The sequence below is a fragment of the Cupriavidus sp. 21MJTG02-4 genome (assembly GCF_057798975.1).
Genome location: NZ_JBYOJP010000003.1, coordinates 574540 through 587740 on the forward strand (window position 1 = coordinate 574540; position 13201 = coordinate 587740).

Genomic DNA, 13201 nt, shown 5'->3' on the forward strand with positions numbered 1-13201 from the left:
CTGCGGCCAGCGCTTCTCCCGCTGGCATGCCCCGCAGCGCACCTGCGGCACGCCGTCCACCGCGACGCGCGGACGACTGCTGGCGACCGGACCGATCCGTGCCTACATTGATTCCATCGGTGTCAGCGGGAGGGCGTGGCCATGTCCAGACAACTTGCCGTGATGATGGTGCTGCTGGCGGCCAGCGGGCTGGCCCAGGCCGTCACCAAATGCCAGAACGGGAACGAAACGCTCTACACGTCGGCGTCCTGCCCGGCGGGCTACCGCAACGTCACGGGCACCATGCGCTCCCACGTCATGACGGTCCCCGGCGCCGCGAAGAACCAGAAAGCCGACCGCGCGATGTCGGCCCTGCGCATGCAGTCGGCCGCCCAGGACCGGGCCGACGAGGAAATGGACCTGCGCGCCCAGAACGCATTCTGGAACCAGTGCCTGGCCATCGACTACCGCGTGCGCGCGACCGAGCGCGCCATGCAGACCACTGAATACTGGAGCTACGCCGACCGCTACCGCGAACACGCGGACGCCTTGCGTGCGCTGCAGTTCGGCATGGGCTGCCTGGGCTGAGTGCCTCGGACGGCGGCGCGATGGCGGCGTGACCGATCCGGCATGCGCACGTCGCCGCGCGCATGGCATGTGCGAAAACAGACGGTCATTACGGACGAACCCCTGCGTCATAGCACCTGTGACCCGATCGTGGTCACCAGGCACCCCTGCCGTTGCAGGGATGCGAGCGATCCACATGACGAGGGGGCCCGAACATGAAGATCCGCCTAGCCTGCCTGGCCGCACTGTCGGTGCTGCCAGCCGCCGCGCTTGCGCAAGCCAGCGCCACACCGTACGGCATCCTCGATGCCAGCGTGGAGCACGTATCCAACGTGCCCGCCACTGGCACGGGCGGCCACTATGTCATGCGTGAATACTCGACGAATCTCTCTGCGACGCGTTGGGGCCTGCACGATGGCAAGGAGCCCGGCACCGGCCTGAAGGCCTTCGTCGCGATGGAAAGCGGCGCCTATGCCGATGTCGGTAGCACCAGCCAGGCCAACCGCGCCAGCCTCGGCGCAGCCTATGCGCTGGGGCCGGCCAGGGCGGTGGCCGGCTATCGCTGGTCGTATGACAGCTTCAGCACGATTGCGCTGCGCAGCAACCTGTACTGGCTTGGCCTGCAGTACCAGCTCACGCCCGGGATCCAACTGGGCGGCGCGGCCTACTACAACGATGCCCACGGCAGTTCCGGCGATCCGTACAGCTTCATGCTGACCGGGTCCTATGCCTACTCCAAGCGCACCGATGTCTATACCGTGCTGGGATTTGCCAGGAGCCGCAACGGCCCGGCCATGGGACTGACGGGCTTCGGGCCGTCACTGAATCCGTATGCGACCGCGCTGTCGGGGCCGACCGAGCAGGTCGGCGCGCGGGAAAGCCAGTTCGGCGCGGTGATCGGACTGCGGCACCGGTTCTGACAATGCTTTCGCAGGGGCCGTCTCGCGTGCCGCGATATCAGTGCATCACGACCAGCATGCCGTAAAACAGGACCGCCAGGAACAGCGTCTCCAGCACCATCAGCGCCACCGGCTTCCAGCCCACGGACAGGATGTCCTTGAGGTGCGTCTTCATGCCGATGGAGACCATCGCCATGACCAGGCACCACTGCGAGGCGAACTGTCCCGCCTTGACCAGCGACGCGGGCAGCCAGCCAGTGCTGTTGATCGCCACCAGCACCGCGAACGCCACGGCGAACCACGGCAGCAGCGGCGGACGCGTACCCGTGCCGGCTTCGCCCTGTGCGCGCTGATGACGTTGCGACAGCCACGCGGCCAATGCGATCACGGGCAGCAGCATGGCCACGCGCATCAGCTTGATCAGCGTGGCCGCATCGCCGGCTTCGTGCGAGATGCTGTAGCCGGCGCCCACGACCTGCGCCACGTCATGGATGGTGCCACCGATAAAGGCTCCGGCCTGCAGCGCAGGCAGCGCCAGTACTTGCGCGATCATCGGGTACAGCACCATCGCCAGCGTGGACAGCGTGCTGACCGAGATCACCGTGAACAGCGTGGCGCGCTCCTTCAGCGGATGCTGCGGCATGGCCGCGGCCAGCGCAAGCGCCGCCGAAGCGCCGCAGATGGCGACGGCGCCGCCGGTCAGCAGGCCGAAGAAGGTCTGGAACCCCATCAGCCGCGCCAGCACGATGCCGCACAGGATGGTCAGGCCCACCGCCAGCACGACCATGGCAACGGAGTGCCAGCCGAGCGCGGCAACCTGCGACGCCGTGATGCGCAGCCCAAGCAGGGCCACGCCCAGCCGAAGCACCTGCTTGGCGCTGAAGTCGATGCCCGAAGCGCTGGACGGCTCCTTGGACAGGAAGTTCAGCGCCATGCCCAGCAGCAACGCGAACAGCATCACCGGTGCGTGGTAATGGTCGGCCAGCGACATGGCGGCGACGGTCACCACCGCGCTGATGATCATGCCGGGCAGATAGCCGCGGAACGTGGTCAACGAGCTTGGGCTCAGGAATCTTGCGGACATGGCTGTCTCTCCGGACATCGGTGGGGGGGCAGCCCGTCCTTGGAAAAGGCTTCTGGCTGAGTTGTCGGACGTGGCGAACGCCGGCTTGCTTGCTATACGCTCAATGTAGGCGGTAGCCCGCGCGCATGCTTTGCATTGCCTGCGGCAAGCTTGACATTTCGTGCCAGGGGTCTTGCGCTATCGAGTGCGCGTCACATCGATGACAGGCCCGCGCGAACGGCTCACACCGGTCCGGGCAGTGTTTTCAGTCCGAGCCAGAGCACACCGATGACGACATTGACCGGCACGATCAGCACACCGGGCACATAGAAGATCGCCGACAGGCCGGGCTCGCGCAGCATCAACTCGACCGCGCCGCCGAGGGCGAAGAGGATCAGCCCGCACCAGAGCCAGCGCCGCATGTACGTCAGCAGCCAGTGTGCGTGCATCTTGTTGAAGCGCCACGCGGCCGAGCGTTCCAGCAGATTCCCTCTGCTGGCGTCCTTGTACAGCCAGTCAAAGAAGAAATAGCGGTACAGCAGGGTGCGAAAAAGAAGTTCTCGCATAATTACCCAGTCTAGCAACTGCGTGTCACGCCGGCGCGAGACGAGACGGCGTGGCGGCTTTCCCGCCACCCACGTTCGCGCCGATCCCGCTGACCGCCGGCCGTGACCGAAGCTAGCCCATGATATTCACGCCGCCATCCACATACAGCGTCTCGCCCGACAGCCGGCGGGCATAGGGCGTGGCAAGAAATGCGCAGGTGAAGCCGACATCCATGATGTCGACCAGCTCGCCCAGCGGCGCGCGCTGGGCGGCATCCGCGAGCATCAGGTCAAAGTCCTTCAGGCCCGAGGCCGCCCGCGTCTTGAGCGGTCCGGGCGATATCGCATGCACCCGTATGCCCCGCGGCCCCAGCTCGTAGGCCAGGTAGCGTGACGCCGCCTCGAGCGCGGCTTTCACGGGCCCCATGACGTTGTAGTTGGGCACGACTTTGTTGGCACCGTAGTAGCTCATCGTGAACATCGTGCCGCCGTCGCGCATCAGCGGAGCGGCCAGCCGTGCCATCCGGATGAAGGAGTGGCAGGAAATGTCCATCGCCTTGGCGAACCCTTCGGCGGAACAGTTCAGGAGACCGCCCTGGAGATCGTCCTTCGGCGCCCAGGCGACCGAGTGCAGCAGGATGTCCAGCTTGCCCCACTTGTCTTCGATCTGCCGGAACAGCGCCGCCATCTCGGCTTCGCTGGAAACGTCGAGCGGCACGAAGATCGGTGATTCAAGCTCTTGCGCCACCGGCTCCACATACTGCCTGGTCTTTTCATTGGCATAGGTGATCGCGATCTCGGCGCCCAGGTCGTGAAAGGCCTTGGCGCAGCCGTAGGCGATCGAATGCTCATTCGCGATGCCGCAGATCAGGGCCTTTTTGTTGGCCAGGATCGGCTGTGGTATCTGGACTGTCATGTCACATCCCCTTGGTATCGATCAATGCCCTGGTATGCCTGGCGATCATCAGCTCTTCATCGGTCGGGATCACCCACACCGCAACCTGCCCGGATGCCGTGCCGATACGCGTCGCGCCGTTGGCATTGGCATTGGCCGCCGCATCAACGGTCACGCCAAGCCACGCTGCCTGACGGCACACGCGCTCGCGAATCAACGGGGCATGTTCGCCGATGCCCGCGGTGAAGACGAGCGCGTCCAGGCCCTGCGCCGCCGCGGCCAGCGAGCCCAGCTCGCGCCCGATCCGGTAGGTGTATAGCTCGACCGCCAGGCGGGCGCGCGGATCGTCGCTGGCGAGCAGCACGCGCATATCGCTCGATATGCCGGAGACGCCGAGCAGGCCGGACTGGCGGTAGATCAGGTCCTCGATGTCGTGCGCGCCCATGCCCAGTTCGCTGATCAGGTACAGGATCACGCCCGGATCGAGGCTGCCGCAGCGCGTGCCCATCGGCAAGCCGTCGACCGCGGTGAAGCCCATGGTGCTGGCCACGCTGCATCCGGCCACCAGCGCACACATGCTGCTGCCATTGCCAAGGTGGGCCACCACGGTGCGGCCGGCCGCGGCCCTGGCGTCGATGCCGGGCAGGACGCTGGCGATGTACTCGTAGGAAAGCCCGTGGAAACCGTAGCGGCGGATGCCGCGCTCGGTCATCGAAGCCGGCAGCGCAAAGGCCTGGGCGATCTCCGGCTGCGCCCGGTGAAAGGCGGTGTCGAAGCAGGCCACCTGCGGCAGTTCCGGCCGCCGTTCGGCGAGGATCCGGATCGGCTTGAGGTTGTGCGGCTGGTGCAAGGGCGCCAGCGGGCAGAGCGTATCGAGCTCGGCCAGGAGTTCGTCGTTCACCCGTGCCGGCCGCGCGAAGCGCACACCGCCATGCACCACGCGATGCCCGACCCCGACCAGCGTATGACCTTCTCCGTGGCTGCGCAGGAAGTCAGCGAGAAAGGCGACGGCGCCGCCGTGTCCCAGCTCCGTCCCGTCGCCCCACTTCCGGGTCTCCACTTCGGTGCCGGAGGCATCCGCCGCACGAAAGGTCGGCGACGTGTAAAGCCCGTCGAGACTGCCCCGCAGCACCAGCCTGAGCGCGTCGCCCTGTGCGTCGTAGGCGCAGTACTTCAGGCTCGATGAACCCGCGTTCAGGACAAGGATCACGTCGGCCATGTCGTCACCCCTGTACCTGGCCGGAATCCCGGCGTGCCTTGGCCACCAGCGCCGCCACCGCGCATGAGGCCAGGCGCGTCATGACCGCATCGGCGCGGCTGGTCAGGATGATAGGCACGCGCGCGCCCAGCACGATGCCCGCGGCATCGGCGCCGGCCAGGAAGGTCAGGCTCTTGGCGAGCATATTGCCGGCGTCCAGGTCCGGCACCAGCAGCACGTTGGCGCGCCCCGCCACGGGCGAGTCGATCTTCTTGATGCGCGCGGCGTCCAGGTTGATGGCGTTGTCCAGCGCCAGCGGGCCGTCGACCACCGCGCCGGTGATCTGGTGCCGGTCGACCATCTTGCACAGCGCGGCGGCCTCGACGGTGGACGGCACCTTGGGGTTGATCGTTTCCATCGCCGAGAGGATCGCAACGCGTACGTACTTGACCTGGAGCGCATGTGCCAGGTCGATGGCGTTCTGGAGGATATCCGCCTTCTCCTCCAGCGTCGGCGCGATGTTGACCGCGGCATCCGTAATGATCAATGCGTCGTCGTGGCCGGGCACATCCATCACGAAGCAGTGGCTGATCCGCCGGGCCGTGCGCAAGCCGCCGTCGCCCTTGACCACGGCGGCCATCAGTTCATCGGTATGCAGGCTGCCCTTCATCAGCGCTTCGGCCTTGCCTTCGCGCACCAGCCGCACGGCGGCGGCCGCGGCGGCATGGCTGTGCTCGGCATCGACAATCGGATACGCGCTGATATCGATGTCGCTGGCGCGGGCCGCCTCTTCGATGCGATCGCGAGGCCCGACCAGGACAGGTGCAATCAGGCCCAGCCGCGCCGCCTCGACCGCGCCCTCCAGCGAACTGCGATCGCAAGGATGGGCGACAGCCGTGGGCGTCGGCGGAAGGGACTTGCAGTAGTCGATCAGGCGCTGATACTTCTCGTGCATGGCTTTCACGGACTTTCTCCTGCGTCACCAGGTGGCTGTTGGGGTGCCGGCCAGGCGCCGGCACAAGGCATTACGACGCGCGCACCAGCGGTGGGCGGCGCGGCCGACCAGACTTGAGCGACAGGGCCGCACGGATACGTTCGAGCATCGCGGCCTGCAAGGCCGTCGGCGCGCGGCTCAGCAGCCGCTCGTCCTCCCTGAGCTTCTCTATAAGGGTCTGCAAGCGCTGGCGATCGTTCGGGTCGCGCAGCAAGACCGGCAGCGTCTCCAGCGCGCGCTCCGGCGCGTACAACGTAATGAGTTCCTGCTGCCCACGAATCCGGCGCCACGCCTCTGGCAGCAGTTCCGGCAGCAGTTCGGCGTAGTCCGTCACCAGTTCCTTGCGTAATTCGAGCCGCGACAGCGGCAACGGCTCGCCCTGTTGCTTGAGCAGGCAGGCCACCCGGGCGAGGGCCTCCGCGTAGCCGCCCTGTTCGATCGACGCCAGCGCGGCCTTCACCTCCGGCAGTTCGCGTGGCTCGGTCACCTTGGGCGGACCGGCGTGCGACGCCTTGTCCTGCGGAATCGCCCAGTGCAGGTTCGCGTACAGGTTGAAGAAGGTGGCTTCCGTCACCGCATCGCGCACGGCGCGGTAGGCGTCGAGGCCTGCGCTGAGCATGTCCGCGCCGGCCTGCTCGCGCTTGCGCAGCGGATGGTCGGCATCGAGCGCCTGCCGGTTCGTCTTCACCGCATCGGCGGCGGCACCCACCCATGCCATCCACGGATTCAGGTCCGAGAACGCCCAGTTCTGCATCCGCAGCGGATGGAACTCGCGCAGCATCCGTGCCGAGGTCTCGCTCGACATGGCCTGCACGAATGGCTGGGCAAACAGTTCATAGGCGCGCTGGTTGAATTCGGACAGCGCGGCGACGGCCTCGAACGGCTTCTCATCGGCGCGCTCGAAGCGGTTGAGACGTTGCGCGATCTCTTCGAGCGAATGTTCGCGGAACTCGACCTCGTATTCCACGCCGCCATCGGCCTTGCGCTCGTGGATCAGCATGCCGTAGAGGCCCGGCGGCAACAGCTCGATGCTCTGCAGCACGGAAACGATCTGCGCGTGCTCCTTCTTGGCGACCTTGCCCGAGACGAAGATGCCAAGGTGGCCGACGTCCTGGTGCATCATCCCGACGATGACCTGGCCGCGCGCCTTGATCTCCTCGGTGCTGCCATAGACATCCACCACCCAGTTGAAGGCCTGCTGCGGCGGCGTGATGTTGTCCCCCATCGAGGCAAACAGCACGATCGGGGCCTTGATGGCGCGCAGGTCGAAAGCCTTGCCGGCGGCATCCTTGACGTCGCCGCTCCACAGCTTGTTGCCGACGAACAGGTTGCGCGTGATCCATTCGATCTCTTCGCGGTTCATCAGGTAGTAGCCGCCCCACCAGTGCTCGAACTCCAGGAAACGCGGCGGCTCGGTATCGGCCTTCCTGTACAGGTTGTAGTACTTGTCCCACAAGCTGTTGGCCGGGTTCAGGTTCTCGAAATTCTGGACCAGCCACGCGCCATCGAACTTGCCGTTGCCCAGGTCCGCCGTCAGCGACGACAGCCAGGTCCCGCCCAGCAGCCCACCCGAGTAGCGCATCGGGTTGTCGCCTTCGCCCTCGCTCCAGGCGCCGCCCCAGTAGGACATCGGCGCGCCGTTGATGACGATGGGCCCGGTGTCGTCAGGGTCCGAGGCGGCGAGCATCATGGCGGCCCAGCCGCCCTGGCAATTGCCGACGATGGCCGGCTTGGGACTGTCCGGATGCAGCGCGCGCACTTTCCGGATGAATTGCTGTTCGGCTTCGCACACATCGAGCAGCGTTTGCCCCGGCTCCGGGTCGCGAAAGAAAATGACGAAGTAGACCGGATGGCCCGCGCGCATCGCCACGCCAACCTGGGAGTCATCCTTGAAGCCGCCGATGCCCGGGCCGTGGCCGGCACGCGGATCGATGATGACGTAAGGGCGGCGGCCGTTGTCGATGGTGACGCCCGGCGGCGGTGTGATCTTCAGCAGCGCATAGTTGACCGGGCGCTCGAAGGTGCGGCCGTCCAGCACGGTTTCGTAAGCGAAGTGCAGGACCGGCTTCAGGCCTTGCGCTGCATTCTCGACAAAGTTGTTGCCGCGCTGCCGGATCGTGTCCCAGAACAGGATGGCACGCTGCATGCTGTCAACGGCGTATGCATAGCAGTTCATCGGATCTGCAGCGGCCATCCAGCCAGCGGGCGTCGCCGCCTCATCGGTCATGGCTTCCTGCGTGCGATGGCTGAATGCCTCTTGTGCAACCTTCAGGCGCTTTTGCAGCACCACGCCCGTCTTCACGCCCACTTCGCGCGCGTGAGCCAACTTCTTTCCTGCGTCCATGCTGCCCCTCCGTAAGGGAACCGCCGCAATTCAATCGGTCAGAAACGCGAATCAGCAATCATCCGTCGCTGCGCTAGTTGGCCGCGGCCGGACTGACCGACACCGCTACCGCTACCGCTTCACTGTAGACGGCCTCGACGCGATCGCCCTTCTTCACGTTCTTGAGGCGCTCGGGATCTGCCACCAGCAGGTCGACCACAAGCCCCTTGGGTCCCTTCAGCGTCACGGTACTTGCGTCCTTGTTGACCGCGACGACATCGGCCGTGGCGGTCACTTCACGACCGATCACCCCTCCTGGCTTTGCACCCGGCGCGGCCCTGTCCGAGATCTTGCGCTCGCTGATCGACAGTGGCCCCTTGCTCTTTTCGAGGCTCAGGGTCAGCGCTTTCATGTATTCGATCTCGACGGTATCTCCCACCGCGAGCTGCTCGAAATTCCGGGCCTCAGGATCGACGGCAAGGTCTACCACTTTTCCGTCCTTGCCTTTGAGCGACACCGTTCGCGTCGGCGCGTCGATCTTGACGATCTTCGCGGTAAGCTTTGCCGTACCGATCGCCGTGGCCTGTCCCGGCGCATGTGTAACGTCCACGCGCGTCTCGGGTTGCGCCCATGCCGTTGTCGTTGCGGCAAGCAAGGTCGCCGCGGCCACTAATCCCTTTGCGTTCATTGGTGTTCCCCTCGATCTGAGCGTTGACCCGTAAAAAAAGATGCCTGCTTCAGTTGAAGCGCTCTCTCAGCACCTGTGCGCTGAGCTGCTGTCCCTTCCAGTACATGCCATGGATACGGCCTTTCAACTTGTCGAGGGCGTCGCTATCGAGCGCATCGAAAGTCAGCCTGGCGGAGCGCCGGGTGCCGTCGCCTTCGAGGTATTCGATGCCGTCGAACTGGGGCAACCCGTACTTCACGAGGAACGCGCCGATCTCTTCATCGGTGGCGTCGGGAACGATGTTCGCAAGCAATAGGACAGACATACTCGCCTCCCCAGCGGACCATGAATGTTGTTGTGCTGCAGGGCACCACTCTATCCGGAAGGCCGGGGCGGACCGACATGAAATCTTTGCTGCGTCGAGATAAGAAATTCTTTCGGGGAAGGGAATGCGCTGGGCTAGGCACATCATGCGAAGCGGCGTGCGTGGTGCGGCGGACTGAGCCGCGCAGCAGCCGAAGGCGATGATGCGATAGCGCGCCCACTGCCGGGCCACGGACAGTTTCGGGGCTCGTTCAATCATTGTTGGAGAGCCTGCATACGGATGCGCTCCACGCGGCAGGCAGCCGGGCAGACTCTGAAGCGAGTACCCGTACGAAATTCTCCGCACGCTACGATCAATATTCGTCCGTTAGGACAAGTAAACGCGCTTTTTGGTTACTTTTTGTCGCTCGGACAAAAAGTGACTCGCAGGCTGCGCCTGCGAAACAGCCGCGCCTGCCAAGCACGCTCCCCCGCAATTCATGACGTTGACCGCGCTACGCTTCAAACACCTTGCGCAGGGTCCGCGCCAGATCCTCAAGAGAATAAGGCTTGCTGAGCAACACAACGCCCTCATCGAGCCGGCCTTCATGGAAGATCTCGTCGCGCGTATAGCCCGAGGCAAAAATGACCTTGGCCTTGTAAGGCGGATTGCTCGCGATCCGGGCCAGTTCGCTGCTGCGGACCGTGCCGGGCATGACCACATCCGTAAAGAGCAGGTCCACGCCTTCGACCCGCTGCAACACGGCAAGCGCTGCGTCGCCGTCCTTGGCTGACAAGACCCTGTGGCCGAGCTGCGCAAACATGTCGATGGCCGACAGCCGCACGTCCGCATTGTCTTCCACCACCAGGACCGTCAGTTCGCTGGCGACATTGCCCAGGACCGCCCGCTCGTGATCGGGCTCTTCGTCCTTGTGCGTCCTGGGGAAGTAAAGCGAAACCGTCGTGCCCTGGCCGACTGCCGTCTGCAGATCGATATGGCCCTGGCTCTGCTTGACGAAGCCGAAGACCATGCTGAGCCCGAGGCCGGTTCCATGTCCTTCCGGCTTGGTCGAGAAGAACGGCTCGAAGGCGCGCGCCTTGACCTCTTCCGACATACCGGTGCCCGCGTCGACCACGGAAAACCGCACGTAGTCTCCCGACGGAAGCTCGATGGCCGATTCCTGGTTGCCATCCTGCACGGTCAGGTTGGCCACTTCGATGTGGATCGCTCCGTTGCCTCGCAAGGCGTCGCGCGAGTTGATGACCAGGTTCAGCAACGCACTTTCCAGTTGCGTGAGATCGACGAACAGATTCCAGATATCAAGCGGGACGTTCAGGTTCAGTTGAATACTCTCAGGCACCGCGCGCCGCAACAGGTCGGACATTGCATCGACCATCTTGCGCGGATTGGCCACGGTCGGGCTAAGCGGCTGCCTGCGCGCAAATGCCAGCAATTGCTGGGCAAGCTTGGCGCCGCGCGCCACCGCAGCATTGGAGGCGTGGATACGGGCCTGGAGTCGGGGGTCATTGCCGACGGCAAAGTTCAGGAGTTGCAAGTTCGACGAAATCACTTGCAGGACGTTGTTGAAATCGTGTGCGACGCCACCGGTCAGGCCACCGACGGCCTCCAGCTTCTGCACCTGGCGCAGGCGGTCCTCCGCGCTGGTCCGGGCTCTTACCTCCTGGGCGACGCGCTCTTCCAGGTTCTGGTTCAATGCGAACAGGGCTTGCTCGGCCTTGCTCCGGTCAAGCTCCGCCTGCAGCCGCTTGCGCTCCGCAAGCACGCGTTCGGTGGTTTCAAAGACATTGGCGATCACGCCGGCTGGAGCGCCGTCGTCATCCACGACCGGGCTGTAGTGGAGGTCCATCCAGACTTCTTCCGGCCTGCCGTGCCGGTGGAGCGTGAGCGGCTTGTCCTTGTACGAGAGGGTTCCGCCCGCAAGGACCGTGTCCACGACATGACGGTTGAATGCCGCAACCTCCGGCCACCCCTCTTCAACCGGCTTGCCCAACAGGAACGGGTGCCGGCCGCCGGCGAACACCGCGTAGGCGTCGTTGTAGACCATGACGCCTTCCCGGCCCCAAAGCATCACCAGGGGAACGGGGCAGGCAAGGAGAAACTGTATGTTGGCATTCAGGCTGCTCGACCACGTTTCCCGAGCGCCGAGTTCGGTCTCGCGCCAGTCGTAAGCGGCGATGCGGTGGGCCATCTCGCCGCGCCATCCGGGGCACAAGTTCGTGGATGACGGCCAACCTGTGGATGCAATCATGACACTGATCCGGAAAGCGGTTCTGGCAACTATACCCGCCCCGCAGGAGCCCCGCTTCCCGCCGCAAGGGTCGCCGGATGCCAAGCGCCGGAAGATGCATACAACGCAACATCCGGCTCGACTGAGCGGTAGTTGCCGGCCGGTAACGGGACGCTAGACCAATCCGATATCTGTCGCACTTGCCCCGGGAAACACCTGCGCCAGCCGCGCATCGTCCAGCCCGTACAGCCGCCGGAATATCCCGCCCAGCACGGCGCGATACTCGTTGCGCACGGGGTAGTCGCGATTCTGGTTGAGCGTGGTCGCCTCCACCGCCACCTGTTCGCCGGCGATGCGGCCACCGCGCACGGCGCCGCCGGCCACCCAGTAGACCGTACCGTGGCCGTGGTCGGTCCCGCGCGAGCCATTCTCGCGAAACGTGCGGCCGAACTCCGACACCACCACCACGGTGGTCTTGCCCCACGCCGGCCCCATCTCCTGCGCAAACCCGGCGAGGCCGCGTCCGAGGTTGTCGAGCAGGTTGGCCAGTTGCCCCTGCGCGGCGCCCTGGTTTGAGTGCGTGTCCCAGCCCCCGACGTCGACGAAGCCAAGGTTGAACTTGTCGCGCATCAGCCCCGCCATGCGGCGCGCCTCGACCTCGAAGCCGCGCGCGCTCAGCGAGCGGCGGTTGGCCGCCTGCATGTCCTGCATGCGCGCGGCCATGGCATCGATGCCGCCCGCCACGGCGGCGCGGGCCTGCATCGCCTGCGCCTGCTCGGCCACGGTCTGGCGCAGCTCGAAGCCTTCGTCGATCAGCGACTCGAAGCGCGTGCCGCGGTACATCTGCGCGAGCGCGCGCGTCTGGCGCGCGTCGAACGGTGTGCGGCCCGTGCCCTTGAGCGAGACATTGGGAACATCCTGGCTGCCGGACAGCACCAGCGGCAAGCCGTCGGTGAAGGCCACCGGCGCGGCGCGCCCGCCCATCGACCGGGCCAGCCGGTTCAGGAAGCCGCTGCCGTGCAGCGACGCCGCGTCGTGCCGGCCATCGCTGCTGCCTGGGGTACCCGAGGCGCCCGACTCGATGCTGTCCTGCGTCTCGAAGTGGCTGCGCGACATGTCATGCGTGCCCGCGAACGGCACGAAGGCAAGCTGCTGCTGGCTCCACAACGGCAGCATGGTGTCGGCCAGGGCCGGATGCAGTGCCCAGTCGCCGATGCCACGGCGGCCGCTGTCGGACGCAAAGGATGGCGCCAGCGCCAGGGCCGCCGCGGGATCGCGTTCCGCCCCGGCGGGCACCGGCCGCCGGATCGCGATATTGGGCCGCGAGTCGTAGTAGAAATCACTGCCGGCAGGCACCAGCACGCTGGCGGCATCATAGGCGCCGCGCAGGAACACCAGCAGGAAGCGCGCGTCCGCCTGCGCCGGCAGCGCATACACGCGCGACATGGTGGCGGGCAGGGCCAGCGCCAGTCCGGCGCTGCCCATTGTCTTGAGCCATTCCCGACGTTTCATCTCGAAG

The 13201-nt window shown here is 65.6% G+C and carries 12 protein-coding genes; 2 read left to right on the top strand and 10 right to left on the bottom strand.

Going from position 1 to position 13201, the window contains the following annotated elements; all coding sequences use genetic code 11:
• Positions 1-141 precede the first annotated feature (141 nt).
• A complete protein-coding gene (locus AC3FKH_RS08945) occupies positions 142-567 on the top strand; it encodes a hypothetical protein (protein ID WP_488674735.1) in 426 nt (141 codons plus the stop codon).
• 194 nt (positions 568-761) lie between these two features.
• Positions 762-1466, top strand: a complete 705-nt coding sequence (locus AC3FKH_RS08950; protein ID WP_488674737.1) for a porin — start codon at positions 762-764, stop codon at positions 1464-1466.
• 37 nt (positions 1467-1503) lie between these two features.
• On the opposite strand, the gene AC3FKH_RS08955 is transcribed toward AC3FKH_RS08950, so the two are convergent.
• The 10 genes from AC3FKH_RS08955 to AC3FKH_RS09000 form a co-directional block, all read right to left on the bottom strand.
• Complete coding sequence (locus AC3FKH_RS08955; RefSeq protein ID WP_488674739.1) at positions 1504-2529, bottom strand: YeiH family protein; 1026 nt, start codon at positions 2527-2529, stop codon at positions 1504-1506.
• 221 nt (positions 2530-2750) lie between these two features.
• The gene (locus tag AC3FKH_RS08960) at positions 2751-3074 is read right to left on the bottom strand and encodes a hypothetical protein (RefSeq protein WP_488674889.1); all 324 of its coding nucleotides are present in this window, start codon (positions 3072-3074) and stop codon (positions 2751-2753) included.
• Positions 3075-3186: 112 nt separating this feature from the next.
• Positions 3187-3969, bottom strand: a complete 783-nt coding sequence (fabI, locus tag AC3FKH_RS08965) for an enoyl-ACP reductase FabI (protein ID WP_488674740.1) — start codon at positions 3967-3969, stop codon at positions 3187-3189.
• A 1-nt stretch (position 3970) separates the two neighbouring features.
• On the bottom strand, positions 3971-5167 hold the full coding sequence (locus AC3FKH_RS08970; RefSeq protein ID WP_488674742.1) for an acetate/propionate family kinase: 1197 nt from the start codon (positions 5165-5167) through the stop codon (positions 3971-3973).
• A gap of 4 nt (positions 5168-5171) precedes the next feature.
• Positions 5172-6110, bottom strand: coding sequence for a phosphate acetyltransferase (locus AC3FKH_RS08975; RefSeq protein WP_488674744.1), 939 nt, complete (start codon positions 6108-6110; stop codon positions 5172-5174).
• Positions 6111-6171: 61 nt separating this feature from the next.
• Entirely contained in the window at positions 6172-8484 is a 2313-nt protein-coding gene (locus tag AC3FKH_RS08980) for a DUF3141 domain-containing protein (protein WP_488674746.1), read from the bottom strand.
• 73 nt (positions 8485-8557) lie between these two features.
• On the bottom strand, positions 8558-9151 hold the full coding sequence (locus AC3FKH_RS08985) for a hypothetical protein (RefSeq protein WP_488674748.1): 594 nt from the start codon (positions 9149-9151) through the stop codon (positions 8558-8560).
• Between the two features lie 49 nt (positions 9152-9200).
• Positions 9201-9455 (bottom strand): RNA-binding protein, encoded by a 255-nt coding sequence (locus AC3FKH_RS08990; protein ID WP_488674750.1) that lies wholly within the window; start codon positions 9453-9455, stop codon positions 9201-9203.
• A 493-nt stretch (positions 9456-9948) separates the two neighbouring features.
• Positions 9949-11643, bottom strand: coding sequence for an ATP-binding protein (locus AC3FKH_RS08995; protein WP_488674752.1), 1695 nt, complete (start codon positions 11641-11643; stop codon positions 9949-9951).
• A gap of 213 nt (positions 11644-11856) precedes the next feature.
• Positions 11857-13194, bottom strand: coding sequence for a DUF1501 domain-containing protein (locus tag AC3FKH_RS09000; protein ID WP_488674754.1), 1338 nt, complete (start codon positions 13192-13194; stop codon positions 11857-11859).
• Between the last annotated feature and the right edge of the window lie 7 nt (positions 13195-13201).

Bases quoted from the DNA above. Each gene is read 5' to 3' on its own strand.
- AC3FKH_RS08945 (WP_488674735.1), top strand. From the start codon at position 142: ATGTCCAGACAACTTGCCGTGATGATGGTGCTGCTGGCGGCCAGCGGG.
- AC3FKH_RS08950 (WP_488674737.1), top strand. From the start codon at position 762: ATGAAGATCCGCCTAGCCTGCCTGGCCGCACTGTCGGTGCTGCCAGCC.
- AC3FKH_RS08955 (WP_488674739.1), bottom strand. From the start codon at position 2,529: ATGTCCGCAAGATTCCTGAGCCCAAGCTCGTTGACCACGTTCCGCGGC.
- AC3FKH_RS08960 (WP_488674889.1), bottom strand. From the start codon at position 3,074: ATGCGAGAACTTCTTTTTCGCACCCTGCTGTACCGCTATTTCTTCTTT.
- fabI (WP_488674740.1), bottom strand. From the start codon at position 3,969: ATGACAGTCCAGATACCACAGCCGATCCTGGCCAACAAAAAGGCCCTG.
- AC3FKH_RS08970 (WP_488674742.1), bottom strand. From the start codon at position 5,167: ATGGCCGACGTGATCCTTGTCCTGAACGCGGGTTCATCGAGCCTGAAG.
- AC3FKH_RS08980 (WP_488674746.1), bottom strand. From the start codon at position 8,484: ATGGACGCAGGAAAGAAGTTGGCTCACGCGCGCGAAGTGGGCGTGAAG.
- AC3FKH_RS08985 (WP_488674748.1), bottom strand. From the start codon at position 9,151: ATGAACGCAAAGGGATTAGTGGCCGCGGCGACCTTGCTTGCCGCAACG.
- AC3FKH_RS08990 (WP_488674750.1), bottom strand. From the start codon at position 9,455: ATGTCTGTCCTATTGCTTGCGAACATCGTTCCCGACGCCACCGATGAA.
- AC3FKH_RS08995 (WP_488674752.1), bottom strand. From the start codon at position 11,643: ATGGCCCACCGCATCGCCGCTTACGACTGGCGCGAGACCGAACTCGGC.
- AC3FKH_RS09000 (WP_488674754.1), bottom strand. From the start codon at position 13,194: ATGAAACGTCGGGAATGGCTCAAGACAATGGGCAGCGCCGGACTGGCG.